The sequence below is a fragment of the Pseudomonas sp. EggHat1 genome (genome assembly GCF_014892995.1).
GTDB classification, from domain to species: Bacteria; Pseudomonadota; Gammaproteobacteria; order Pseudomonadales; family Pseudomonadaceae; genus Aquipseudomonas; species Aquipseudomonas chaetocerotis.
The window spans coordinates 1-22,767 of sequence record NZ_JACKQK010000019.1 but is presented as its reverse complement, the minus strand read 5'-3'; the positions used below and the strand labels follow the sequence as shown (position 1 = coordinate 22,767).

The window sequence follows — 22,767 nt, the reverse complement described above, 5'->3', positions numbered from 1 at the left end:
AGTAGCACTGGCGCAGTTGTGAGGTGAACTGTGCGGATTGATACCTGGTAGAGCAGCATCAAGCAGCTGACAAATGGGTGTTATCAAGGCTGGATGTGTTCGGATTAAACATTGAAGGCATTCATTTGTACGAGTCGGGTAGTCATTAAGTTATAGGGAGCGTCGCAAGTCTTTGGCTTGCCGCAAGAATGGCGGGTAGGGCGGGCATGTATGTCGCCTGACCCTATGTCGACGTCAGGAGGAATAATGAATAGATTTTCTAGAGTTATCCCGCGCCAAGGCGCGCTATGTAGCGCGCTCGCTGTTTTGGGCGGCACCTTGCTGTGTGTTGCAGCGGTCGAGGCCGGTACGACGACGACGGTCAGCATCGGCGGTACTGTATTCAGCGGCCCGGCTTGCGTGATCAATGGCAACGTCGGTGATCATATTGAGGTGCACTTTGGTGACACCCTGCGCACTGACATGATCAACGGCACCAATTACCGGCAAAACATGATCTTTGGTTTGAACTGCACGGGCAATCCCTCCACCTTGCGCTTTAAGTTTGCGGGTAATCCCGGTGCCACGTTCGACCCCAACGTGCTGGCAACCAATTTTACGGACCTGGGTGTGCGCTTGCTCAAGCCCGACAATACCCCGCTGAACCTCAATGAAACGTTCGAAATGACCTACACCGCAGTAGCGCCAAACTTCATGGCTGTGCCTGTACAGAACCCTGGGGCCATTTTGCCGACAGGGAACTTTGGCACCTCGGCGACACTGACGGTGGAAGTATTATGAACAGCCTGGCTCATCAACCTTCAGGCAAGCGCGCTGCTGTTGTAGTTGTTCAACCTCAACTCAAGATTGAGCCAGCTGCGCTTAGCAACCATTCAATTGTGCTGGGTGATTCAAGGCAACAACAACCTTTGCACTGGGCTACGAGCAAACAGCCCCGAGGTTGTAATGCGGGTAATCAATGCCGGGATAGTAAGGCCCGACGCGCATCATTTTCTTGAGTGTTCGAGAGTCCAAAGATGAGATACCTGATCAGCTTATTTCTGCTGTTTTCGTTGTCGGCACAGGCGGCAATATATACGTCAAGCGTAACGATGAGCAATAAAGTTCCAACTATCTACTATTTCAACGGTCCTGCATCCTCGGATAACAGGGATCTGTTCGCGGCAGGTGGGCGCTATTACGGTGTTACCGCCGTTGTAGTCGGGAAGAGTAATGGGGATCCGTCTCCGCTGCCGCCGGGCTATGGAACTATGCTTGGTTATTCAAATACGATTAGGGTGGAAGCAGGTGATACCTGGGAAACACTGTCGCAGAAATACATAGCCAAGTATGGCACAGGATCAAGAACAGGGACGTGGGGGTTGAATCAAGATTATAAGTATCAGGCTTGTATGTCGGTATCCGAGTGCGCAGAATGCGGGAACCCCAGGATGACCCACATGCCGAACTCCTGCAGTAGCGTACCCTGGACCAATGTCACTTGTAACATCACCGATCCTGCGCTGCAGATCAGCCACGGCGACCTGCGTGACACCGATGTCAGGGGGCACAAGGCGTCGGTGACCACACGGGTTACTTGCTCGGACGACGCCGTCGTCACATTCCGGGTCAACGAGCCGCGAATCTACCTGGGCAATGGTGTTTCCACAGACATTTCCATCAACGGTATGGCAATGGGCAGTGGTGGCGGGAGCGTACGATACGGCGTGCCGGACTGGGGTTTGGACGTAAAAATTGAGTCGCAATTGATCACCGTCAACCCGCAGCCGGGTCCTTTATCCGGCACCCTGATCGTCTTCGTGAATCTGGAGTAAGTCCTCGCGGCACATCCCTAGCGGGGGTTCACTGCGACAGTCTGCCAAGTGTTTGCTGAATCCCTGTTTTCAGGCCGCCACCCGTGCGGCCTTTTTTTACCCCGCAGTCCACTGCTGGCGGACCTTGCAAGTGCAAAGGATCAACATGAAACAGACCTTTTTAACCAGCCTGTTAATCCTTGTGGCGATGGCCTTGCAGAGCGGCCTTGTTCAGGCAACGGATAACCCTGACCCCTCGGCGGTACCAGCCAATACACCCTGTACCCTGCATTCGGATAGTAACGAAGTGCAGTTGGATTTCAAGCGCGTCATCGACCGCTACCTGTACCGCTACGGCCTGACTCCCGTACGAGCATTCGCGCTGCGTCTGCAGGCGTGCGACAGCCAACTACTGACCGGAGCCAGGCTGCGCCTGACTGGAAGTGAAAGTACCGAGTTGCCAGGATTGCTCACCTTGGACGGTACCAGCACGGCCAATGGCGTGGTCATCGGCCTGCAATCAGCAAGCGGCCAGGCTTTGCCGGTCAACGGCGACGATGCATGGAGTCTCGCGCTCGCACCTGGAGACCTGACGATTGCTCTGCAAGCCTATCTTGAGGCCGAACCCTCAGCCCAGAGCAGCCGCAACATCGTGCTTCAACGTTTCAATGCCACGGCATTCGTTGCGCTGGATTATCAATAGATTGCCGGCCAACAGGGTGATGCACCTGGGTTGAAACGACTATGACGTGCAGGGCCGAGGCTGTGCCCTCCACATTATCGCAAGAGTCGAGCAAGATCGGGCTCGCCTGCCATGGCCGTTCTCCAGCGTTCATTGCAACAAGCGATGCTCGCAATATCCCTGGGCAGTGACTGATGCGCGCTTTCAGATAGCCAGGCAGATGCCGGAGCAGCCTGGGCCAGTATCTCGTGTCATTCGCCGGTCGGTTGTTCGGCCGTTGGGTGGGCGGGGCGCTTGGAGTAAGGCCGCCGTCAAGGCGGCCTACTGTCTTCTGCTTCCATGAAGAGCCTGTTCGAATGCTCTGCACATGCCGGTAATCAGGAGGCGGACTGTGGCTCTTCGTGCAGGTGCTTGCCGCCTGCAGGCTACTGGTAGTCGACCTGATACAACTGAGTGTTCGCCCGCTGCTCTTTGTAAGCGATGGAAAGACCCTTGTCGTCCAGGTAGAACGCCTGGTTCGTCGCGCGCAGCGCTTGGGTCTGGACCTCATGTTCCATTGTCTTGTAATTGATCCAGCAAGAGGTGCTGATGAGTTGCACATTGCTTTGCAACGTACAGGGGGCTTCTACGATCTGCCCGGTGACGGTTATTTTTCCGGAGAGCGTCGCCGCCTGGCTGGTGGAACAACCCAGTGCTGCCACCAGTACCAGGGGGAGTGAGGCCAATCTTGTCTTAGCGTTCATATCATGCTCCAGAGGTCACACTGCGTTTTGCGTCGTGTCGCGGCTTCGTCCAAGGCTGCTCAGGCGGTAGGCATGCCGCTCGTCGATCAGCACATTTTCAGAATTTTCTTAAGGTTTAGGTGACGTGGAGGAAAAAGGAAAGGCGCCGCCAATTATTTTTAAGCGCTTGTTTTGATTTGGGTTTTTGAGTTTCAACGGCGAATGTGCAAAATTTTGACGCTAAATAAACGTCATATTGACTGAAAATAATTTTTTCATGAACTTCATGGCGCCTGATGAGGGACGTCCATCCTGCTGATGGTTCTGCGGCAGACAGCGCTGAGCGGCATGGCACGCCAAGAGCATCCCGAGCAGCGGACTCATCGCTCTTTCGAGCCTTCTTCTTGCGCGAACCTGTTCTGCTGCCATCGCCACCCTGCCTGAGTGGCTGCGCCTGAGGCGCCTCAGCAGCTATCGCGCCTCCCCCAAAACGTCATCTCATTGCGCGTGCCGCGCTCCCTCACGGCTGCGGCAGTGAGCGGGGCATGACGTTATGGGGGACGACTCGCTCAGGCGTTCATGTATCGAGCGCTGATGTGCTTCATGGCGCGCAGCCGGTGCTGCCAGGGCTCGGGCCTTTTAGGATTCTTCTGATGTGATGGCAATCATGTTTTCCGCATTCTGTGCGTGATGGCAATCTGGCTGCATCGGTGGATCGGTGCGCCACCCTCTGTTGGCGGGCAGTCCGCCGAGGTGACGCCCATTCCGCTCTCTTTGTACAAAGGCATGGCTATGAAAGATATGTACCGCGACATCCTGGATACGACGAACAATGAGTTGTTGGCTCAGTTGCTCGGCGCGACTACGCGTAGCGTCAGGAGTATGGCTTCGGCCGTGACCTTCATGGCGTTCGAGCAACTGCGCAGTCAGGATGCCGATCTGCAGCGCTCCGCACGGCGGATGATCAAGCGTATGCACGCTATCAACCTCGATCTCGATAAGCAGCTGGAAATGACCAGCAACCTGCTTGGCCGCAGCAGCCACAAAGCCCTGGTCGAACCGGTAGAACTCTCTTCGAAGGCGTCGTCAGCAGCCGAGTGATGGCTCTGCAAATTCTCACATCAGGTGCCAGAGCGTTCTCTGCACTGTGCAGAGGGCAGAATGTGGCGTTCACCTGGCCGATACCGCTCTGTGGTGGTCAACATGAGTGCCATCAGGTGCATCGATCGGTGGCGGGCTCTGATCAGAATGTTCAGCTGTGGCCATTAGCCGTTTCGTACAGCTCGTCTCTCATCATCTGCGGCGGTTTGCCGTAGGCGCGCAGAAACGCCTGGCGCATACGTTCGCGGTCGCCGAAACCGGTTTCGCGGGCGATCACTTCTACGGGATGACGACTCGTCTCCATCATGACGCGCGCGGCCTCCAGTCGCAGGCTTTCGATTGCCTTCGCCGGTGTCTTCCCGGTTTCCTCGCGGAACACCCGGCTGAACTGGCGCGGGCTTAGTCGCGCGACATCCGCCAGTGCCTCGACCGAGAGATCGCTGCGCAGGTTTTCGCGCGCATAGGCCATGGCCAGTTGCACGCGGTCGGATTTCGGATCGATTTCCAGCAGCGCCGAGAGCTGTGACTGCTCGGCGCCTCTGCGTTGGGCGATGACCAGTTTGCGGGCTACGCGACGGGCCAGATCAGGGCCCAGGTCGTTCTCCACCATGGCCAGGGCCAGGTCCACGCCGGCACTCATGCCTGCACCCGTCCAGATCTGCCCGTCGACCACGAATAGCCGGTCATCATCGATTCTGACGGTGGGGTGACGTTTCTTGAATTCGGGCACGTGCAACCAATGAGTCGTGACCCGTTTGCCCTCCAATAGGCCAGCTTCGGCGAGCACGAAGACACCGGTACACAGTGATGCAATACGCCGCGATTGCGAGCTGGCGCTGGACAGGCAGGTCAACAGCTCGGGGCTGGGTTCACCCAACTCCAGGTAGCCGCTGACGATGATGGTGTCATAGCCAGCCAGGCCGAGCGCCTCGGTATTGACCGAGAAGCCCTGAGACGACATCACCGCGCCACCGCTCTCCGATACCAGGGTGAATCCGTAGACCGGCTCGCCATGCAGAAGGTTGGCGCACTCGAAAACGGAACCGACCGACAGGCTCAGCGCCTGGAATTGCGGATAAACCACCAACGCCACGGTATGCATCGATCATTTCCTTTCTGCGGGCATGCGTCGATTGTCGGAGGGCTAGGTGGTTTGCGCAATCAGCTTGCCGTGCATGTCCGAAATCCTTGCGGATATGACATTGCTGCTGTCGGTGGCGATTCCTAACATGGCCCCAACGAACTAGACGACTGGTCTACTGAGACGGGCAGCCATGACAACCACTGACAGCAACCAGACCCGGCAGCGCATTTTCGACGCCGCTCAATCGATCATCGCCCGCAAAGGTTTCTCTGCTGTTGGGCTCAATGAGGTGCTGAATGCCGCGGGTGTGCCGAAGGGGTCCTTCTATCACTATTTCGCTTCGAAGGACGCGTTCGGCACGGCGCTGCTGGAGCACTACTTCGAGACCTATTTGGCTGACATGGATCGTATTTTTCAGGACCCGGCAATCAGCGCCCATGACGCGCTGATGCGTTACTGGCAACTGTGGATCTCCAACCAGAGCGGTCAGGTTGAGTGCGGTAAATGCCTGGCCGTGAAGCTGGGCGCTGAAGTCGCCGATCTTTCCGAACCGATGCGCCTGGCACTTGAGCGCGGTACCGCGCAGATCGTCGAGCGGCTGGAGGCTGCGATCAGCAAAGGTGTGGAGGAGGGCACGCTAACCATCGTTGCTACGCCCGCTCAGTTGGCACTGAGGCTCTATGCGATGTGGTTGGGGGCCAGTGTGATGACCAAGATCACCCGTACGGCCCATGCGTTCGAAGAGGCCCTGCTGCAGACACGAAGTCTTCTTGATAACCAGTGAACCCATGACCGGCAAGGGTCGGTCGAAACCAATGCAATACCCACTATGAGGCAATGATCATGAAAGTTCTGATGGTTCTGACATCCCATGACAAGCTGGGTAACACCGGCAATAAAACCGGCTTCTGGCTGGAAGAGTTCGCCGCGCCTTACTACGTCTTCAAGGACGCCGGTGCCGACATCGTGCTGGCCTCGCCAGCCGGTGGCCAACCCCCTCTGGACCCCAAGAGTGATCTGCCGGACTTCCAGACCGAGGCGACCCACCGTTTCGCTGCCGATCCGGCCGCGCAGCAAGCCCTGGCCAGTACGGTGAAACTCAGTGAAGTGAAGGCTGAGGATTTCGACACGGTGTTCTACCCAGGCGGCCATGGCCCTCTGTGGGACCTGGCCGAGTCGGATACATCCATCGCCCTGATCGAAAGCTTCGAGCGCGCCGGCAAGCCAATCGGCTTCGTCTGCCATGCTCCGGGCGTGCTGCGTCACGTCAAGGCTGCGGATGGCGAGCCGCTGGTCAAGGGTCGCCGGGTGACGGGTTTCACCAACAGCGAAGAGGCCGCTGTCGAGCTGACTGACGTGGTGCCTTTCCTCATCGAGGACGAGTTCCAGGCACTGGGCGCACGTTATGAGAAAGCCGGCGACTGGCAGCCGTTCACCGTCGTCGACGGGCGCTTGGTCACTGGTCAGAACCCTGCCAGTTCCGAGTCCGCGGCCAACGCCTTGCTCAAACTGCTGGCTTGATTCGGGCAATCTGCAAGGTTCAGACGAGCCCGTGCAAGTAATGAGCGGGCGCACTGTGCGCCCGCTCTGAGCGTCTGCGATTGCATTGCATCAAGAAGTAGTGCCTGAGCGGCCTCTCTGCTCCGAGACGTCGCCCCCAAAAAATCATCAAGCTCATTGGGCGCCAGGTGCGTCCAGTCGCGCCCGCGCGCCTGTCGATAAGTGCAGTCGCCTGAACAACAGGATAGAAATCATGAAACATGCTGCTCTGTTTACCCCCATCGACATGGGGCGTATCACTCTCAAGAACCGCATCGTGCTGCCGCCGTTGACTCGTCAGCGCAGCGCCCAGCCAGGCGATATCGCGACTGATCTGATGGCCACTTATTACCGCCAGCGTGCCAGTGCCGGCTTCATGGTCAGCGAGGGCACCCAGATCGAACCGCGTGGCCAGGGTTATGCCTGGACGCCCGGTATCTACAGCGAGGCTCAGATAGATGGCTGGCGCAAGGTGACCGAAGCGGTACATGCCGAAGGTGGGGTGATCTTCGCCCAGCTCTGGCATGTCGGTCGCGTGTCCCATAGCGCGCTTCAGTCTGACGGGCAGGCGCCCGTGGCGCCGTCCGCGATTCAGGCGCAGAAGGTCAAGGCATTCATTCAGACCGGCCCTGGTGTCGGCGAGCTGGTTCAGCCGTCGCTTCCGCGTGCACTGGAGTTGGCTGAAATCCGCGATCTGGTCGGGCAGTACGCCCAGGCTGCGCGCAATGCCATCGATGCCGGTTTCGATGGCGTGGAGATTCACGCAGCCAACGGTTATCTGGTCAACCAGTTCATCTCCGCACATTCCAACCAGCGCGATGATGCTTACGGTGGCTCACTGGAGAACCGCCTGCGCTTTTTGCGCGAGATCGTGGAGGCCGTGGCCGCTGCCGTAGGCGCGGATCGCCTTGGTGTGCGCTTCACGCCGTTGTTCACCGGCACGGATCAGGACCGGGTGTACATCGGTCTGGTCGAAGAGGACCCGCATGCCACCTATATCGAAGCCATCAAGGTGCTGGAGGCAGCAGGTGTGGCTTATGTGTCGATCGCCGAGGCCGACTGGGACAACGCGCCGGATCTGCCCGAGAGCTTCCGCCGCGACGTACGCTCGAGCTTCAGCGGGAAGATTCTCTACGCCGGTCGTTATACCGCCGAGCGTGGTGAGCGGCTGATCGAGGCGGGGCTGGCCGACCTGATCGCATTCGGTCGTCCCTTCATCGCCAACCCCGATCTACCCGCGCGCATCGCCAATGGCTGGCCGCTCAACCCTCTGGATCCTGCCACTGTCTATGGTGGCACGGAGAAGGGCCTGACGGACTACCCGACCTACTCGGCCTGACGTTCACAGCTGGCGGCGTGGCCTCGATGCGAATGTACGAGGACACGCCTGCGTAACTGCTCACTGCGTAGGAAGTCTTCGTCATGTCTGTCAAATCCGTACCGATCAAACGCGATGTTACGCCGGGTCTGACGTATCCGGCCTTGGCTGGCAGCGACGTCCGTGCTCCGTCAGTTGCAGGGGTGATCCTGTGTATCCTGCTCGTCGCGCTCACGCTGCGCCCGGGCATCGTTTCCATGGGGCCATTGCTGACCGCCATCATCGATGAGCTGGGATTGAATCATACCCAGGCCTCGCTGCTGACCGCGATTCCGACCTTGCTGATGGGATTGCTGGCATTGCCCGCACCCTGGCTGGCGCATCGATTTGGGCGTGACCGGATCATCCTGCTGGCGCTGATCGTGCTGGGCGCCGCGATCACTTTCGTGCGCTGGCTGGCTCCATTGGGCAGTTGTTTGCCAGTACTGCGGCAGTCGGGGCAGGTATCGCGGTCGCCGGAACGCTGTTTTCCAGTTACGTGAAGGCGCGCTCGCCGACTCGTATCGCGTTGTTCATGGGTATTTATGCAACGGCAATCGGCCTGGGCAGCACAGTCGCTGCGGTGGCGACCGGCCCGATCGATCAATTGATTGGTGATTGGCGTTGGGCAGGCGGTTTCTGGGTACTGCCGGCACTCCTGGCGATCATCGCCTGGGGAGTGATCGAACGTCGCAGTCTTGCCGAACCCGTCGCCGTCTCATCGAAGCCGGTGCCCAGGATGCCGCTGCGCAATCCTACGGCCTGGCTGATCGCACTGTTCTTCGCCTGCAACAACCTGGTGTTCTACGCCCTGATTGCCTGGTTGGCACCGATGTATATCGAGCGTGGCGAGAGCGCCAGTTCGGCTGGCTTGATCCTGGCCAGCTATACCCTGGGGTTCATGCTCGCCAACCCGGTGTTTGGCTTGCTCAGCCGCAGCGATGATCGGCGTCTGTTGCTTGCCGCGAGCTCCAGCATCGCCTTGCTGGGCAGCCTGGCGATGGCCGTTGCGCCTGATGCCATGCCGTTGGTGACAGCGGCGATTGCAGCCTTTGGTACCGGAGGTGCCTTCACCTTGGGCATGACCTTACCGCTGGACAATGCTTCGACGCCTGAGGAGGCTGGCGCCTGGACGGCCTTTGTGATGTTGCAGAGTTATCTGGTCGGCGCTGCCGGTCCGCTCCTCATGGGATACCTGCGCGACAGTGCGGGCCACTTCCAGTCAGCCTTGTGGCTGTTGGTGGCTGTAGGGATGCTGATGTTGATAGTGACCCCGTTCTTGCAGCCGTACCGCAATCGCAGGCTGGAGGGGTGTTGCTGCGGCTGAGGTTTCTGCTTGCAGTGATCTCTGGTCATTGCGTGTAGCACAAGCCGTGGCGCTGTGACGAAAGGCGATAGTTTTTACTCGGCACTATTCGCTATCCAGCGTGGATCATCACCAGTGAGCATGCTTACACGCGTGGGTACATCATTCCGGGCCGGCATCGCTCTCAGCGAAATCAGCGCTCTAACGGTGTAGAAGTTGCTCTCGTTTCTCCACCAGGAAATCGATCAATGCACGCATCTTGGCGGGCATTTGCTCCCGTGAGGATACGTACAGGCAGAAGGCCGCATGGTGATGGGTCCAATCGTGCAGGACGCGCACCAGGCGACCCTCTGCCAGCGGTCGCTGGATGGCAATGTCGACGACCTGCATCATACCAAGCCCCTGAAGGGCAGCCCGAGTCATGCAGCCATCGTCGTTGACGGTCAGGCTTCCGGTTACCGCCTGGGTGAAGTGGCGTCCGTTCTGGCCGGGCTCGGTGAAGTCCCAGTCATGCAGTGCACCGCTGCCCGCGAAGCGGTAGTTGATGCAGTTGTGCGCGGCGAGATCCGAGGGGGTCTTCGGGGTGCCATGCCGTTCGAGATAGGCCGGGGACGCCGCGACTGCCATGGACAGAGGCTGGCTGATCGGGACGGCGACCACATGCTCAGCCAGCGCCTGCCCCAGTCGTATGCCCGCGTCGCACCCGTCGGCGATGATATTCGACAGACCATCGGCCATGACCAGTTCGAGTGCGACCTTCGGAAAGCGTACGTGAAACTCTGTCAGATGCGGTTCGAGCAGGGCCTTGGCCGCCAGGCGTGATGTGTTGATCCGGATCAGACCGGAAGGGACCCCTGTCGCGTCGCCAAGATTACGAATAGCCGATTCGATCTCACCAAGACTGGGCCGCAAGGTGTCGAACAATTGCTGTCCCGCTTCGGTCAGGGACATGTGTCGTGTGGTGCGGTTGATCAACCTCACCCCCAGCTCTTGCTCCAACGCCTTTAGGTTTTGCGATAGCGCCGCCCGCGAAACCCCCATGGCCTCTGCTGCACGCGAAAAGCTGCGGTGCTGGGCTATGTGGGCAAACCACGCAAGCGAGGGGAGCAGTGAGGGAGTCATGATCTCATTGTAAATAAATAGTTAACACTGATGTGGGTTTTTGGCTCTTTTTCACGATCAATCGTCGGCGTACTTTCACTTCCATCGAGCAAGCAGCTGCGTCCATCAACGTGCGCCGACCTGTACCGCTCACGACTCCATCCCTCTTCTCTCTGGAAGGAACATTCCATGACAAGCATGCCCCTGCGCATCGGCATCATCGGCGCCGATATTCGGGCCAGTTGGGCCGGCGCATCTCACATTCCCGCCATTGAGGCGCAACCCGGACTGAAACTCGCGGCTGTCGCTACCCGCAAGGAAGAAAGTGCCAGGCTGGCCGCCAACGCGTTCGGCGCCGAACGCTGGTACGCGAACCCGTACGATCTCTTGCGTGACGACAGCATTGATATCGTCACCGTTGCGGTGAAAGTGCCGGCGCACAGGGACCTGGTTCTGGCCGCTTTGAAAGCTGGCAAAGCCGTGTATTGCGAAGCCCCACTGGGCGCGACGTTGACAGAAACCGAAGAAATGGCCGCTGCCACGGGTTCGCTGCATACCGCAATCGGACTGCAGGGGCGGTTGAACCCTTCGGTAAGACGCGCCATTGAGATCATTGCGTCGGGCAAGCTTGGAACATTGCTGTCGGCGAACGTGAAAGCCACCACATTCGGGTACGGCCCGACCACGCTCAGCAACTACGACTATTTCAACAAGGCTGCATCCGGGGCGAGCTTTCTGACAATCACGGTGGCGCATGTGCTCGACGTGGTCGAGGCCGTGCTGGGGCCCATCACGGAGGTTGATGCACGGACAAAGCTGATCTGGCCGACCGTAAGGGTGGTCGATACCGGCGAAACATCTCACCGTGAAGTTGCCGATCACCTGGATCTGGTCGCCGAAACGAGCCAGGGCGCTTCTGTGTCCGTGCAGGTCCTCGCAGGCATTGAAAACGACCCGCAGTTCGTGATGGAGGTCCGTGGATCGAAAGGTACGCTCATGCTGCGCGGCCATCACCTGGCGGGCGTCCAGGTCGGGGATCTGACTCTTTCTGCGAGCGTGCCGTTTGCATTGCCTGACCTCCCTGTCGCAATGGGGAACAGCCCGACGGCCGACGAATTTTGGGCCGGCGCAGCAATCAATGTGGGCGAGGTTTACGCAAGTCTTGCCCGCGATCTCAGGATGGGCACGTACCACACCCCGGGTTTTGCTCACGCATTGCACAGCAGCCGGCTGATTGCAGCGGTCGAGCGTGCCGCCGTGACAGGGCAAAGACAGCTGATCCCGAACATCTTGTGCTTGAAGAGCGCGGCAAGGGGGCAATAGCAATCCTACCTTGCGCCCCTGTTCGCCAGCAGACGATCAACCGACGAAATGACCACTAGCGAGGAAACCTTCATGAGCGAGATTCCCCTGACCAATATCGGTAGACGCCGGATGCTGATGACGGCAGCAGCAGGCGTTGCCGCGGTCACGCTCCCCAGCCTAGCCACGGCAGCGAGACAAGCCGATGTTGCCGGAGAGCAGATTGGCGCTGTACGAACAGTGGAACTGCAAGGCAAGCGCGCCTTGGTGACGGGCGCCTCGCGCGGGATCGGTGCAGGGATTGCACTGGCGCTTGCTGACAAAGGAGCCGATGTCGCGATCACCTTTTTGAACTCGCCGGAACGTGCTGCCGAAGTGGTTCGCATGATCGAGGCCAAAGGTCGGCGTGCCGTCGCCATTCGAGCCGACAGTGCGGACCCTGCTGCGGTGCGGCGGTCGATCGAAGAGGCGGTCGGCGGCCTTGGTGGGCTGGATATTCTTGTCAACAACGTGGGCATCTCTAGAGACGGTACTTTCGCGCAGATGAGCCTCGAAGACATCGATGCGCTGCTACACGTAAACACACGAGCCGCCGTGCTCGCGTCCCAGGCAGCCTTGCCTCATCTGAAGCGGGGCGCGCGCATCATCACCATTGGCTCCTGCGTTGCCGAGCGCGTGCCTTTTCCCGGGCTGACGGTGTACTCGATGACCAAGTCCGCGATGCTGGCATTGACGCGAGGGCTTGCCCGCGATCTTGGCCCGCAGGGAATCACGGTCAATCTGGTGCAGCCTGGGCCGATCGACACCGATCAGAATCCCGCGAATGGTCCCTGGGCGGACATCAATCGACAGTTCACCGCACTGGGACGCTATGGCACGCCGGCTGATATCGCCGCCGCAGTCACTTTTCTGGCGAGTCCGGCCGCCAGCTTCATGACTGGGTCTGTCATCACGGTGGATGCGGGCTTCAATGCATAAGGAAATGAGGGCCGGCAGGAGTTGACTCACCGCTGCCTCCGTTTCGGCTGGTGTTGATATTGATATCGGCATGGGCGGTAGCACGCGGTAGGCCGCAAACACCTTCGAGCTGTTATTGAGCAGCGAGAGCGACAAGCAGATCGAACGCTTCGCCAAGATGCCCCCCGCCGGAGCGCGTGAGGCTGCCGGAAGATATCACCGCCGTGGTGTCGTTTCTGGCCGGGCCCGATGCAGCCTGGGTCAAAGACCAGGTATTGCGCGCCAATGGCGGATTGGTCTGATGCGAGAGGGCTGCGATGGATGACGCACCTTGTCGCCAAATGCTGGCAAACTTGCGCTTCGTTTTTCGACAGGAGTCAGTCGATGCCCGCCAGCCCGGAGTTGTCCCCCGGCCTTATCGTCATTCACGGCAACCACCTCGAAGAGCTGCGTGCTCTGGCGGTGCAGTGGATGCGGCGCTATCCGTTGCGGCCGTTGGAGAACGAAGTGCTGCTGGTGCAGAGCAACGGTATCGCTCAGTGGCTCAAGCTGGCGTTGGCCGAGCGTGATGGCTGTGGCATTGCTGCGGCGCTGGACGTTGATCTGCCGGCGCGCTTTCTCTGGCAGGCCTACCGCAATGTGCTGGGCAAGGACGCGATTCCGCAGCAGTCACCGCTGGACAAGGCGCCGCTGACCTGGCGTCTGATGCGGCTGTTGCCGGGGCTGCTGGCCGATGAGGCGTTCGCGCCGTTGCGCCGCTTCCTTGCGGATGACCAGGATCTGCGCAAGCGTCACCAGTTGGCCGAGCGCCTGGCCGATCTGTTCGACCAATACCAGGTCTATCGCGCCGACTGGCTGGCGGATTGGGCCGCGGGACAGGACCGCCTGCGTACCTCGCGCGGTGGCGAGCGGATTCTGGAGGGCGATTCCTGCTGGCAACCTGCGCTGTGGCGCGCCTTGCTGGCGGATGTCGGCGAGCAGCACCTGGCCGAGAGCCGCGCCGGTGTGCATCCGCGCTTCGTTGCCCGCATGGGCGAGCTGGACACGCCGCCACCCGGGCTGCCACGGCGCATCAGCGTTTTCGGCATCTCCTCGTTACCGGCCCAGGTGCTGGAGGCGCTGGCGGCCATGGCGCGCTTCAGCCAGGTCATGCTCTACGTGCACAACCCCTGTCAGCACCACTGGGGCGATATCGTCGAGGACAAGGATCTGTTGCGCCACGAGTACCGCCGGCAGCAGCGCAAGGGTAGGCCGGATGCCCAGATCGGCCTGTTCGAGCAGGAGGACATGCATCAGCACGGGCAACCGCTGCTGGCCGCCTGGGGCAAGCAGGGGCGCGACTACATCAACCTGCTGGATCAGTACGACGAGCCGCAGCGCTACCGTGAGCAGTTCGAACGCATCGACCTGTTCAGCCCGGCCCGCGAGAGCAGTCTGCTCGGCCAACTGCAGAACGACATCCTCGACCTGCGCCCGCTGGCGGAAACGCGCAGCGTCTGGCCGCCGGTCGACCCTGAGCATGACCATTCGCTGCGTTTTCACATCGCCCACAGTGCCCAGCGCGAAGTGGAGGTGCTGCACGACCAACTGCTGGCCAGCTTCAGCGAGGACGCCACGCTGCGGCCGCGCGATGTGATCGTCATGGTGCCGGACGTCAATGCCTACGCTCCGCATATCCAGGCCGTGTTCGGCCAGTTCGCCAGCGACGATCCGCGTTTCATTCCCTTCACCCTGGCCGACCAGGGACTGCGCGGCAAAGAGCCGATGGTCATCGCGCTGGAGCACTTGTTGCGCCTGCCGGACAGCCGCTTCAGCGTGAGCGAGATTCTCGACCTGCTGGACGTTGCCGCGCTGCGTCAGCGCTTCGCCATCGCCGAGGATCAGTTGCCCACCCTGCGCCGCTGGCTGGAAGGCGCCGGTGTGCGCTGGGGGCTGGACGCGACCCAGCGGCAATCGCTCGGCCTGGGCGATGACCTGGAACAGAACACCTGGCGCTTCGGCCTGCGGCGCATGCTGCTGGGCTACGCGGTGGGCACGGCGGATGCCTTCGCCGGCATCGAACCCTATGACGAGATCGGCGGGCTCGATGCCGCGCTGATCGGCCCGGTGACGCGCTTGCTGGAAACCCTCGACCGGCATCTGCAGCAACTGCGTGAGCCGGCTACGCCGAGGCAGTGGGGCGAACGCTTGCGCCGCGTGCTCGATGATTGCTTCCTGGCGCAGAGCGACCGCGAAGAGGTGCTGACGACTCAGTTGCTCGATGCGCTGGATGCCTGGCTGGAGCTGTGCGAGGCCGCGACGCTGGACGAAGCGCTGACCTTGCCGGTGGTGCGCGAAGCCTGGCTTGGTGGGCTCGATCAGGGGCGGCTGAGTCAGCGCTTTCTCGCCGGTGCGGTGAATTTCTGCACCCTGATGCCGATGCGCGCGATCCCGTTCCGTCAGGTCTGCCTGCTGGGCATGAACGACGGCGACTACCCGCGCAGCCAGGCGCCACTGGATTTCGACCTGATGGCTGGCGATTACCGCCCCGGCGACCGTTCGCGCCGCGAGGATGACCGCTACCTGCTGCTCGAAGCGCTGCTGGCGGCGCGTGATCGTCTCTATGTCAGCTGGGTAGGGCGCAGCATCCGCGACAACAGCGAGCGACCGCCGTCCGTGCTGGTTGGCCAACTGCGTGATCATCTGGCCAGTGCCTGGACGCTGGTCGGTGGTGGCGACCTGTTGCATGGCCTGACCACCGAGCACCCCTTGCAACCCTTCAGCCGCCGCTATTTCGATGGTCAGGCGCGGCTGTTCAGTTATGCCCACGAGTGGGCCGCCCTGCATGGCCAGGTTTCTACCCGCGAGAGTGCTGCACCCTTGTCGGTCTGGGAGGAAGGGCAACAGCTCACGCCCGAACTGTTGCAGTCGTTCCTGCGTGATCCGGTGAAGTGTTTCTTCACCCGCCGCCTCAAGGTGTTTCTCGATGAGCAGCAGCAGGCGCAACTCGACAGCGAGCCGTTCGCCCTCGATGGTCTGCAGCGCTATCAGTTGCAGGAAACCTTGCTCAAGGCGGCGGTCTCAGGTGACGGGGACAGCGACGATGCGCTGAGGTCGGCAGCCGACCGTCTGCAGCGCAGCGGCGTTCTGCCGCTGGCCGGCTTCGGCGAACAGTATCGCAATGCCTTGCTGGAACCCCTGCCGGCGCAGGTGCAGCGTTACCAGGGGCTTTGCCTGTGCTGGCCGACCCTGCTGGAGTCACCGCAACGCCTGACTTTCACCGCAGCCGGTGTTGAGCTCGACGGTTGGCTTGCCGGGCTGCGCCAGCAGGCCGACGGCAGCCTGGCGCGCCTGGAGCTGCTGCCGGGCGCGCTGCACAAGGACAAGAGTTGGAAGTGGCATCGCCTGCTGCGGCCCTACGCACTGCACGTCATCGCTGCGGCTTGCGGCGTGCCGCTGACCACCCTGCTGGTCGGCGAGGATCGCAGCCTGGCCTTCGAGCCTCTGCCTGTGGAGCACGCTGCCCGTGTGCTGACCACCTGGCTGGACGCCTGGAGTGCCGGCATGCAGGCGCCGTTGCCGGTCGCCCTGAAAACCTCGCTGACCTGGTTGCAGGACAACAACGAAGACAAGACCCGCAGCGTCTATGAGGGGAGCTACAACCTCTCCGGTGAAGTCCAGAGCAGCGCCAGCCTGGCGAGGCAGTTCCCAGACTACGTTGCGCTCACCGCCGACGGCCAGTTTCCGGCATGGAGCGAGCGGCTCTACCAGTCGCTGCTCGACAGCAATCCCCAGGCACTCGAGGAAGACGCAGCATGAGTCAACAGCGCCCTCTGGCCCTGACGTTTCCCCTGCACGGCAGCCGCCTGATCGAGGCCAGCGCCGGCACGGGCAAGACCTTCACCATTTCCGCGCTCTACCTGCGGCTGATCCTCGGTCATGGCGGTGAGGCCGCGTTTCGCGAGGCCCTGTTGCCGCCGCAGATTCTGGTGGTGACCTTCACCGATGCGGCCACGCGCGAGTTGCGTGACCGGATTCGCGCGCGCCTGGTCGAGGCCGCGACCGTATTCCGTGGCGATGCCCAGGGCGACGACTTGCTGCGCGAATTGCGCGGTGATTTCACCCAGACGCAGTGGGACGAGTGCGCCCGCCGCCTGGAACTGGCGGCGCAGTGGATGGACGAGGCCGCCGTGTCCACCATTCACGGCTGGTGTCAGCGCATGCTGCGTGAGCATGCCTTCGACAGCGGCAGCCTGTTCAGCCAGACCCTGGAGACCGACCACAGCGAACTACTGGCCGAAGTGGTGCGCGATTACTGGCGCCAGCACTGCTATCCGCTGCAGGGCGCGGCGCTGCAATGGGTGGCAAGTGCCTGGGGCACGCCCGCCGTGCTGGGAGCGAAGCTACGACCGCTGCTGAGTGAAGAGGGCGAGGCTCCGGCGCAGGCGCTGGGCGAACTGCTCGACAACGCATTGCAGCAGCGCGAGCAGGCGCTTGCCGAGCTCAAGTCGCCGTGGCTGGCCTGGGCCGATGAGTTGCAGGTGTTGCTGGATGCGGCGGTGGCGGCCAAACAGGTCGATGGCAAGAAAATCCAGGCGCGTTTCTACAACCCCTGGTTGGCCAAGTTGCGTGAGTGGGCCGGCGGCGAAGAGTCGCGCCTCGACCTGGGCACGGGGTTCACTCGTCTTACCCCCGACGGCCTGGCAGAAGCCTGGAAGGGCGAAGTGCCGGGTCATCCAGCGCTGGACGCCATGGCACTGCTCAAGGCGCAACTCGATGCCCTGCCTGACCCCGCTGATGCGACGTTGCGACACGCGGCAGCCTGGGTTCGCCAGCGCTTCGACTGGGAGAAACGCCAGCGTGCGGAGATGGGCTTCGACGACATGCTCCTGCGCCTGGACGCTGCCCTGCAAGGCAGCAACGGCGCGCGCCTGGCTGAGGTGATCCGCCGCCAGTTCCCGGTGGCGATGATCGATGAATTCCAGGACACCGACCCGCTGCAGTACCGCATCTTCGATACGCTCTACGAGGTCGAAGCCAACCGCGTCGACTGCGGCCTGTTCATGATCGGCGACCCCAAGCAGGCCATCTATTCCTTCCGTGGCGCCGACATTCATACCTATCTGCGCGCACGTCGGGCGACGTTCGGTCGGCACTACAACCTGGAGAAGAATTTCCGCTCCAGCCAAGCCATGGTCGATGCCGTCAACGGGGTTTTCCTGCGTGCCGAACAACGTGACGGCGGCGAAGGGGCCTTTCTGCTGCGCGACGATCTGCCTTTCATCGAGGTGGGCGCGCAGGGCCGGCGCGAAGTCTGGAGCGTCGACGGCCAGACGCAGCCAGCCCTGACGGTGTGGCAGCTGGCGAGCGACGAGCCGGTTGCCAAGGGCGCCTATCTGGACGGCCTGGCGGCCGGCGCGGCCAGCGAGATCGTGCGTCTGCTGGATCTGGGCCAGCGCGGACAGGCCGGCTTCAGCAAAGAGGGTGCGCTGAGTGCCTTGCGCCCCAGCGATATCGCAGTGCTGGTGCGCGACTTCAACGAGGCGCAGGCCATTCGCGGCGAGCTGGCAGCGCGCGGCGTACGCAGTGTCTATCTCTCCGACAAGGATTCGGTGTTCGCGGCCCAGGAGGCACGCGACCTGCTGCTGTGGCTGCGCGCCTGTGCCGAGCCGGATCAGGATCGCCCGCTGCGTGCGGCGCTGGCCAGCGCGACACTGGGGCTGACTTTGAGCGAGCTGGAGCAGCTCAACCTCGACGAGCGCACCTGGGAACGCCGCGTCATGCAGTTCCGCGACTACCGCCGGCGCTGGCAGCGCCAGGGTGTGCTGCCGATGCTGCGCCAGTTGCTGCAGGACTTCGAGCTGCCGCAGCGGCTGATGGGACGTGACGATGGCGAGCGGGTATTGACCAACCTGCTGCACCTGGCCGAACTGCTGCAGCAGGCTGCCGCCGAACTCGATGGCGAGCTGGCGCTGATTCGCCACCTGGGCGAGCTGCTGGCCGGTGAGGGGCAGGCTGCCGACGAGCAGGTGTTGCGCCTGGAGAGCGACGAGGCACTGGTACGCGTGGTGACCATTCACAAGTCCAAGGGCCTGGAGTATCCCTTGGTGTTTCTGCCATTCATCTGCGCGTTCCGCCCAGTGGACGACAAGAAGCCGCTGCAGATCCACGACGGTGAACGTCGCCGGCTGGTGCTCAAGGCCGATGAAGTCAGCCTGGCGCGCGCTGAGCGTGAGCGCCTGGGCGAAGACCTGCGTCTGCTCTATGTGGCGTTGACCCGCGCCCGGCATGCCTGCTGGCTGGGTGTGGCGGATCTGAAGATCGGCAACGGCAAGAAGTCGCGCCTGCATGAGTCGGCGTTGGGCTACCTGCTCGGTGGTGGCGCGTCGCTGACAACCAGTCACGAACTCGCCGCTGGGCTCGCACCCTTTGCCGCTGGGCTGGAAAGCACCGTGGCGCCGGTGCCGGCCGCCAGCGAGCAGCGCTATCGCATGATCGAAGACAAGCAGTTCGAGCCGCACTGGCGTACGCCTGTACGACGCGCCGCCGAACATTGGTGGATCGCCTCCTACAGTGCGCTGCGTCTGGACGAGGACGCGCCCCGCCAGGCCAGCCGCCACGAAGACGCCGCACCCGACAGTCCGGCGATGCAGAACGCCGTCGACGATGAAGATCCGTTGCTGGCTCTGGCGCCGCTGCCGGCATCCGCTCAGGGGCTGCATCGTTTTCCGCGCGGACCGAACCCCGGCACCTTCCTCCACGGCCTGCTGGAAATGGCGGCGCAGGAAGGCTTCGCGGCTCTGGTGCAGGATCCGTCGAGGCTGCGCGAGGCGCTGGCCAGGCGTTGCCAGCGTCGTGGACTGGAAAGCTGGATCGATCCGTTGCAGGACTGGCTACTGGCGCTGCTGACCCAGCCGCTCACGTTGGATGGCGTGGATACCGTCGTGCTGGCGCAACTGACGCAGTATCAGCCCGAGCTGGAGTTCTGGTTCGAAGCGCGCGGGGTGGACGTCAGGTTGCTGGATCAGTGGGTGCAGCAGTGCGAGTTGCCGGGTATCGCCAGGCAGCCGCTGCGTGCCGACACCCTCAACGGCATGTTCAAGGGTTTCATCGATCTGGTATTCGAACATCAGGGGCGTTACTACGTGGCGGATTACAAGTCCAATTGGCTCGGCAGCGACGATGGCGCCTACACCCGTGAAGCGATGGAGGACGCCATCGCCAGCCATCGCTACGACCTGCAATACGTGCTCTACGTGCTGGCGCTGCACCGGCAGTTGGGTCTGCGCCTGCCGGATTACGACTACGACCAGCATCTGGGGGGCGCGCTTTACCTCTTTATCCGAGCACCGCAGCAGGGCGTTTACCTGGCCCGGCCGCCTCGCGAGCTGATCGAGCGGCTGGATGCGCTGTTCATGGGCGAAGCAGAGGAGGGCGCGGCATGAGTGCGATGTTGGCGCCGGCGTTGCGTGATCGCGCTGAACTCTTTGCCCTGCTATCGACATGGAGCGAACGTGGCTGGCTGCGCGAGCTGGATCGGGCGTTGGCGCAGCTGTTCGCCGAACTGGATGCGGACGCTTCGCCCTTGCTGCTGCTCGGCGCCGCACTGGCCAGCCATCAACTGGGGCAGGGGCATGTCTGTCTCGACCTGGCGGCCACGCTGGCTAACCCTGATTTCATCCTGTCTCTGCCACCGGAAGGTGAGGACCCGCAAGAAGCGATGATCCTGCCGTCGCAGGTGCTGGCCGGGCTCAGTCTGGAGTCCTGGCTGGCGGCTCTTGCCGGCAGCTCATTGCTGGAGTCAGAAGGTGCGCCGTTGGTGCTCAGTGGCGCCTGCCTCTATATGCGTCGTTACTGGAATTATGAGCGTCAGGTGGCCGGCAATATCGCCCAGCGCCTGCAGGCGAACGCAGCCGCACCCGCCGATCTGGCCGCGCGTCTGGCTTCCCTCTTTCCCGACGCGCTGGTGGTGGACGGCCAGCGCCTGACCGATTGGCAGAAGCTGGCCTGCGCCATGGCGGCTCAGGGGCGCTTCACGCTGATCACCGGGGGGCCCGGAACCGGCAAGACCACCACGGTAGTACGTCTGCTGGCGCTGTTGCAGGAATCCGCCATGGCCACTGGCGAGCCGTTGCGCCTGAGTCTTGCGGCGCCTACCGGCAAGGCCGCCGCGCGGCTGACCGAGTCCATCGGCGCGCAAGTGCAGTCGCTGGCACTGGACGAGCGCGTGCGTGAGCAGATTCCGACTCAGGTGACGACGCTGCATCGCCTGCTGGGCAGTCGTCCCGGCAGCCGCCATTTCCGTCACGATGCGGCCAACCCCTTACCGCTCGACGTGCTGGTGGTCGACGAAGCGTCGATGATCGACCTGGAGATGATGGCCAGCCTGCTGGATGCCTTGCCGACGCATGCGCGTCTGATTCTGCTGGGCGACAAGGATCAGCTCGCGTCGGTGGAGGCCGGTGCTGTACTGGGTGACCTGTGTCGCGAGGCAGAAAGTGGTGGCTACAGCGAAGCCACGCGTACCTGGCTGGAAAGCCAGACAGGCGAGCAACTGGAAGACCCGGCGCTGGTATCCGGTGACCAGGCGCTGGCACAGCAAATCGTCATGCTGCGCCACTCACGGCGCTTCGGCAGTGGCTCGGGCATCGGACGCCTGGCGCGTGCGGTCAACCAGAGCGATGCGCAGGCGGCCCGTGCAATCCTTGCAGCTGGCGCGGACGACCTGCATGTGCTGCGCCTGTCGGGCGAGCAGGATCGCGCGCTGGAGCGACTATTAATAGACGGGCAGGGCGACGGCGAGCCTCGTCCGCAGGGCTATGCACATTATCTGCAGCTGATGCAGGCCGAGCGTCCCGCCTCAGATGCCGATTCCCATGCCTGGGACGGCTGGGCCGGTAACGTCCTGGCTGCGTTCGACCGGTTCCAGCTGCTCTGTGCGGTTCGTAAAGGTACTTGGGGCGTGGAAACGCTTAACGAGCGCATCGCCGAAGCGTTGGTGCGCCGTGGCCTCCTTGAGCAGTCGCAGGGCTGGTATGAAGGCCGGCCTGTGCTGGTAACGCGCAATGACTACAGTCTTGGGCTGATGAATGGCGACATCGGTATTGCACTGCGCCTGCCGGAACCGCCTGAATTTCCGGGTGCACCTGAACGCCAGGTATTGCGAGTGGTATTCCCGCGTAATGACGGCAGTGGCACCTTGCGCCATATCCTGCCCAGTCGCCTGAGCGCGGTGGAGACCGTGTTCGCGATGACCGTGCACAAGTCGCAGGGTTCGGAGTTCGCTCATTGCGCGTTGATCCTGCCTGACAGCCTCAACCCGGTGCTGACCAAAGAGCTGATCTACACCGGTATCACGCGAGCGCGTCACTGGTTCAGCCTCATTGAAAGTCGCCCAGGCATCTTTGAGCAGGCGGTGCAGCGACGCGTGGAGCGACGCAGCGGGCTGCGTGAAGCACTTGAAGCGTTATAAGTCATAAAACTGCAATTTCTGCTTGACGTGCATTCTGCTGGCGGTAGAATGCGCGCCACTTCAGCGATGAAGCTCTTCAAAAACTTCTTGTTAATCAATAAGTTAAGTTTAAAAGAGGGGTTGCAAAGCGAAGTGAGGCGTGTAGAATGCGCGCCGGTCGACAGGGTGGTGGTTTGATCCTGTTGATGCTTCGGTCGAATGGATCGAAAGCGGTTTGAAAGAGGTGGTTGACAGCGGTTTTGAGCGCTGTAGAATGCGCCTCCCGCTGGAGAGAAGAAGTTCTGATTGAAGGCGCAAGTGGTTGAGTAGAAAGAAGTTTCTCCGGAAACAAATTCGAAAAACAGCTTGACAGATAGAGAGGCTGCTGTAGAA

At 61.7% G+C, this 22,767-nt stretch carries 17 protein-coding genes and 1 pseudogene; 15 read left to right on the top strand and 3 right to left on the bottom strand.

Features of this window, described 5'->3' with window-relative positions; translation table 11 throughout:
• The first annotated feature begins 246 nt into the window (after positions 1 to 246).
• The 3 genes from INS93_RS22585 to INS93_RS22575 all read left to right on the top strand — a co-directional run bounded on the left by INS93_RS22585 (position 247) and on the right by INS93_RS22575 (position 2,496).
• On the top strand, positions 247 to 780 hold the full coding sequence (locus tag INS93_RS22585; protein WP_192985600.1) for a fimbrial protein: 534 nt from the start codon (positions 247 to 249) through the stop codon (positions 778 to 780).
• A gap of 236 nt (positions 781 to 1,016) precedes the next feature.
• A complete protein-coding gene (locus INS93_RS22580; RefSeq protein ID WP_192985599.1) occupies positions 1,017 to 1,814 on the top strand; it encodes a hypothetical protein in 798 nt (265 codons plus the stop codon).
• Positions 1,815 to 1,959: 145 nt separating this feature from the next.
• Positions 1,960 to 2,496: a fimbrial protein gene (locus tag INS93_RS22575; protein ID WP_192985598.1), complete on the top strand. Its 537-nt coding sequence runs from the start codon at positions 1,960 to 1,962 to the stop codon at positions 2,494 to 2,496.
• A gap of 404 nt (positions 2,497 to 2,900) precedes the next feature.
• Here INS93_RS22575 and INS93_RS22570 read toward each other — a convergent pair whose 3' ends face one another.
• Positions 2,901 to 3,218, bottom strand: a complete 318-nt coding sequence (locus tag INS93_RS22570; RefSeq protein ID WP_192985597.1) for a hypothetical protein — start codon at positions 3,216 to 3,218, stop codon at positions 2,901 to 2,903.
• A gap of 669 nt (positions 3,219 to 3,887) precedes the next feature.
• Here INS93_RS22570 and INS93_RS22565 point away from each other — a divergent pair.
• The gene (locus INS93_RS22565; RefSeq protein WP_226945692.1) at positions 3,888 to 4,298 is read left to right on the top strand and encodes a hypothetical protein; all 411 of its coding nucleotides are present in this window, start codon (positions 3,888 to 3,890) and stop codon (positions 4,296 to 4,298) included.
• 151 nt (positions 4,299 to 4,449) lie between these two features.
• On the opposite strand, the gene INS93_RS22560 is transcribed toward INS93_RS22565, so the two are convergent.
• The gene (locus INS93_RS22560) at positions 4,450 to 5,400 is read right to left on the bottom strand and encodes a GlxA family transcriptional regulator (RefSeq protein WP_192985596.1); all 951 of its coding nucleotides are present in this window, start codon (positions 5,398 to 5,400) and stop codon (positions 4,450 to 4,452) included.
• Between the two features lie 172 nt (positions 5,401 to 5,572).
• On the opposite strand from INS93_RS22560, the gene INS93_RS22555 reads away from it, so the two are divergent.
• The 5 genes from INS93_RS22555 (at position 5,573) to INS93_RS22540 (ending at position 9,605) form a co-directional block, all read left to right on the top strand.
• On the top strand, positions 5,573 to 6,166 hold the full coding sequence (locus tag INS93_RS22555) for a TetR/AcrR family transcriptional regulator (RefSeq protein ID WP_192985595.1): 594 nt from the start codon (positions 5,573 to 5,575) through the stop codon (positions 6,164 to 6,166).
• Positions 6,167 to 6,225: 59 nt separating this feature from the next.
• A complete protein-coding gene (locus tag INS93_RS22550) occupies positions 6,226 to 6,903 on the top strand; it encodes a type 1 glutamine amidotransferase domain-containing protein (RefSeq protein WP_192985594.1) in 678 nt (225 codons plus the stop codon).
• A gap of 232 nt (positions 6,904 to 7,135) precedes the next feature.
• Positions 7,136 to 8,260 carry an alkene reductase gene (locus tag INS93_RS22545; protein ID WP_192985593.1) on the top strand — a complete coding sequence of 375 codons (1,125 nt, stop codon included), beginning with the start codon at positions 7,136 to 7,138 and terminating at the stop codon, positions 8,258 to 8,260.
• An 83-nt stretch (positions 8,261 to 8,343) separates the two neighbouring features.
• A complete protein-coding gene (locus INS93_RS24755) occupies positions 8,344 to 8,781 on the top strand; it encodes an MFS transporter (protein WP_226945690.1) in 438 nt (145 codons plus the stop codon).
• Positions 8,712 to 9,605, top strand: coding sequence for a CynX/NimT family MFS transporter (locus INS93_RS22540; RefSeq protein WP_420707342.1), 894 nt, complete (start codon positions 8,712 to 8,714; stop codon positions 9,603 to 9,605). The genes INS93_RS24755 and INS93_RS22540 overlap by 70 nt, the downstream gene beginning before the upstream one ends.
• A gap of 180 nt (positions 9,606 to 9,785) precedes the next feature.
• Here the strand turns inward: INS93_RS22540 and INS93_RS22535 are convergent, their stop codons facing one another.
• Positions 9,786 to 10,706, bottom strand: coding sequence for a LysR family transcriptional regulator (locus INS93_RS22535; RefSeq protein ID WP_192985592.1), 921 nt, complete (start codon positions 10,704 to 10,706; stop codon positions 9,786 to 9,788).
• 168 nt (positions 10,707 to 10,874) lie between these two features.
• Here INS93_RS22535 and INS93_RS22530 point away from each other — a divergent pair, with 168 nt between their 5' ends.
• From INS93_RS22530 to recD, 6 genes and pseudogenes are all read left to right on the top strand, one after another.
• Positions 10,875 to 12,008, top strand: a complete 1,134-nt coding sequence (locus INS93_RS22530) for a Gfo/Idh/MocA family protein (RefSeq protein ID WP_192985591.1) — start codon at positions 10,875 to 10,877, stop codon at positions 12,006 to 12,008.
• 72 nt (positions 12,009 to 12,080) lie between these two features.
• Positions 12,081 to 12,965, top strand: coding sequence for an SDR family NAD(P)-dependent oxidoreductase (locus INS93_RS22525; protein WP_226945688.1), 885 nt, complete (start codon positions 12,081 to 12,083; stop codon positions 12,963 to 12,965).
• A gap of 139 nt (positions 12,966 to 13,104) precedes the next feature.
• A pseudogene (locus INS93_RS25180) lies at positions 13,105 to 13,246 on the top strand (3-ketoacyl-ACP reductase); the annotation flags it as partial.
• 82 nt (positions 13,247 to 13,328) lie between these two features.
• Positions 13,329 to 16,742 carry an exodeoxyribonuclease V subunit gamma gene (gene recC / locus INS93_RS22520; RefSeq protein WP_192985590.1) on the top strand — a complete coding sequence of 1,138 codons (3,414 nt, stop codon included), beginning with the start codon at positions 13,329 to 13,331 and terminating at the stop codon, positions 16,740 to 16,742.
• Positions 16,739 to 20,368 (top strand): exodeoxyribonuclease V subunit beta, encoded by a 3,630-nt coding sequence (gene recB, locus INS93_RS22515; RefSeq protein WP_192985589.1) that lies wholly within the window; start codon positions 16,739 to 16,741, stop codon positions 20,366 to 20,368. Before recC ends, recB begins: the two co-directional genes overlap by 4 nt.
• A complete protein-coding gene (gene recD, locus INS93_RS22510; RefSeq protein ID WP_192985588.1) occupies positions 20,365 to 22,395 on the top strand; it encodes an exodeoxyribonuclease V subunit alpha in 2,031 nt (676 codons plus the stop codon). Before recB ends, recD begins: the two co-directional genes overlap by 4 nt.
• Positions 22,396 to 22,767 lie beyond the last annotated feature (372 nt).

Coding starts and splice junctions, on each gene's coding strand:
- recD (WP_192985588.1), top strand. CDS start 20,365: ATGAGTGCGATGTTGGCGCCGGCGTTGCGTGATCGCGCTGAACTCTTT.
- recB (WP_192985589.1), top strand. CDS start 16,739: ATGAGTCAACAGCGCCCTCTGGCCCTGACGTTTCCCCTGCACGGCAGC.
- recC (WP_192985590.1), top strand. CDS start 13,329: ATGCCCGCCAGCCCGGAGTTGTCCCCCGGCCTTATCGTCATTCACGGC.
- INS93_RS22550 (WP_192985594.1), top strand. CDS start 6,226: ATGAAAGTTCTGATGGTTCTGACATCCCATGACAAGCTGGGTAACACC.
- INS93_RS22560 (WP_192985596.1), bottom strand. CDS start 5,400: ATGCATACCGTGGCGTTGGTGGTTTATCCGCAATTCCAGGCGCTGAGC.
- INS93_RS22530 (WP_192985591.1), top strand. CDS start 10,875: ATGACAAGCATGCCCCTGCGCATCGGCATCATCGGCGCCGATATTCGG.
- INS93_RS24755 (WP_226945690.1), top strand. CDS start 8,344: ATGTCTGTCAAATCCGTACCGATCAAACGCGATGTTACGCCGGGTCTG.
- INS93_RS22555 (WP_192985595.1), top strand. CDS start 5,573: ATGACAACCACTGACAGCAACCAGACCCGGCAGCGCATTTTCGACGCC.
- INS93_RS22585 (WP_192985600.1), top strand. CDS start 247: ATGAATAGATTTTCTAGAGTTATCCCGCGCCAAGGCGCGCTATGTAGC.
- INS93_RS22535 (WP_192985592.1), bottom strand. CDS start 10,706: ATGACTCCCTCACTGCTCCCCTCGCTTGCGTGGTTTGCCCACATAGCC.
- INS93_RS22570 (WP_192985597.1), bottom strand. CDS start 3,218: ATGAACGCTAAGACAAGATTGGCCTCACTCCCCCTGGTACTGGTGGCA.
- INS93_RS22580 (WP_192985599.1), top strand. CDS start 1,017: ATGAGATACCTGATCAGCTTATTTCTGCTGTTTTCGTTGTCGGCACAG.
- INS93_RS22565 (WP_226945692.1), top strand. CDS start 3,888: ATGGCAATCTGGCTGCATCGGTGGATCGGTGCGCCACCCTCTGTTGGC.
- INS93_RS22575 (WP_192985598.1), top strand. CDS start 1,960: ATGAAACAGACCTTTTTAACCAGCCTGTTAATCCTTGTGGCGATGGCC.
- INS93_RS22545 (WP_192985593.1), top strand. CDS start 7,136: ATGAAACATGCTGCTCTGTTTACCCCCATCGACATGGGGCGTATCACT.
- INS93_RS22525 (WP_226945688.1), top strand. CDS start 12,081: ATGAGCGAGATTCCCCTGACCAATATCGGTAGACGCCGGATGCTGATG.